The 1,860-nt window shown below is 70.9% G+C and carries 1 protein-coding gene; it reads left to right on the forward strand.

What is annotated here, in order from left to right; genetic code table 11:
- The first annotated feature begins 247 nt into the window (after positions 1-247).
- Complete coding sequence (locus tag SCA03_RS34700) at positions 248-1,711, forward strand: FG-GAP repeat protein (protein WP_030891493.1); 1,464 nt, start codon at positions 248-250, stop codon at positions 1,709-1,711.
- Positions 1,712-1,860 lie beyond the last annotated feature (149 nt).

The following is a 1,860-nucleotide window of genomic DNA, read 5'->3' on the forward strand; positions in this document are numbered from 1 at the left end:
AGGAGACCCCCGCTGCGTGGTGCCCTCCAACTCCCTTCTCGCCTCTTGCTGTTGACGGTGGTCGACAAGGGGTCGAGGTGGGTCGGGGTGCACAAGCGGAATGTTCGGTTCTTTTCACAAAGCAACGTAAGTGCTCGGGAACGTACAACCGGTGATCGGTCTTCCGGGTCGTAGTCGGTGCACAGGGAGCACTGGCGCACAGCGTCACCCCCCCACAGCACACGAGCACATTTCACCTGGAGGAACTGTGCGTAAACGATCTCTGACCGCGGGCATCGCCGTGGCCGGCGCGGTGGCCGCGGGTCTCTCGCTGGCGACCGTCCAGACGGCGGGTGCGGCACCGGACGCGTCCGGTGGTTCCCAGGCCGCCGTGGCGAAGGGCTCCGCCGCCGCGGCCAAGAAGGTGGACTTCAACGGTGACGGCTACGCCGACACCGTGACCTCCGCCACCGGTGGCTCCGCCGGCGGCGTCAAGGGCGCCGGCTACGTCGCCGTCGTCTACGGCTCGGCGAACGGGCCCGACACCGCCCACCCCCAGATCATCAGCCGCGCGGACGCCGGTATCCCCGGCGAAGCGGAAGAGGGCGAGGGCTGGGGCCGGTACCTCACCACCGGCGACTTCGACGGCGACGGCGTCACCGACCTGGTCGTCGGCAACTCCCGGAGCAACGAGGGCCCCGTCGTCGTGCACGGCGTCAAGGGCAAGGGCCTGGAAGGCGCCGACCAGTTGGAGGCGAAGACCGGCGGTAAGCAGCTGGCCGCCGGCGACGTCGACGGGGACGGCAAGGACGACCTCGTCACCTCCCGGTCCGACAACTGGGGCGGCCTCCAGGTGCTGCACGGCCCGTTCAAGGGCGGGCAGGTGGCCGACACCGAGAAGATCGACCCGGACGTCGGCGACAGCGACCTGCGCAGCATCGTCGTCGGGGACGTCACCGGCGACGGCATCGACGACATCTTCGCCACCTACGACTTCGAGGAGATGTCCCGCAAGTCGCAGTTCTTCAAGGGCGGTAAGTCGGGCGTCGGCAAGGGCACCGAGGTGGAGGACGCCGCGACGGCCACCATCGGTGACGTGGACGGCGACGGCCACGGCGATGTCGTCATCCGTACCGTGCCCGGCGGCGTCCTGGAGGACCTGCCGTACGACCACGGCACCGTGAAGGTGCTCTACGGCACCGACGACGGCCCCAGCGCCAGCCGTACCACCACGCTCACCCAGAACAGCCCCGGCGTGCCCGGCGCCAACGAGGAGGGCGACGAGTTCGGCGCCTCCCTCAGCGCGGGTGACGTCAACGGCGACGGCTATGCCGACATCGCCGTCGGTGTGCCCGGTGAGGACATCGGCAGCGGCGCCTCCGGCAAGGACACCGGCGCCGTCGTCCAGCTCTACGGCGGCAAGGGCGGTCTGTCCGGCACCGGCGCCAAGAACTACGACCAGGGCACGGCGGGCGTTCCCGGCGCGGTCGAGGCCGACGACCACTTCGGCCAGGCCGTCCACCTCGGTGACGCCAACGGCGACGGCAAGGACGACCTGGCCGTCGGCGCCCCCGGCGAGGACGGCACCTCGGCCGAGCCGGACGCCGGCGCCGTGTGGTCCCTGCCCGGCTCGGCGAAGGGCCTGACGACCGACAACGTCGCCTCCTGGGGCCCCTCGACCCTGAAGGCCCCCGCAGCCAACGCCAACCTGGGCGCCACCTTCCCCAACTGATCCCTTCCCCTCCTCCCTTTCCACCAGAGGCCGTGGCCCCCCAACACCCGGGGGCCACGGCCTTCGCCGCACCCGCACCCCCTACCGACCACCGTCAACACCAGGAGGCGAGAAGGGAGTTGGGGGGCACCACGCAGCGGGGGCCTCCT

The organism is Streptomyces cacaoi (assembly GCF_006539165.1).
Taxonomy (GTDB): Bacteria; Actinomycetota; Actinomycetes; order Streptomycetales; family Streptomycetaceae; genus Streptomyces; species Streptomyces cacaoi.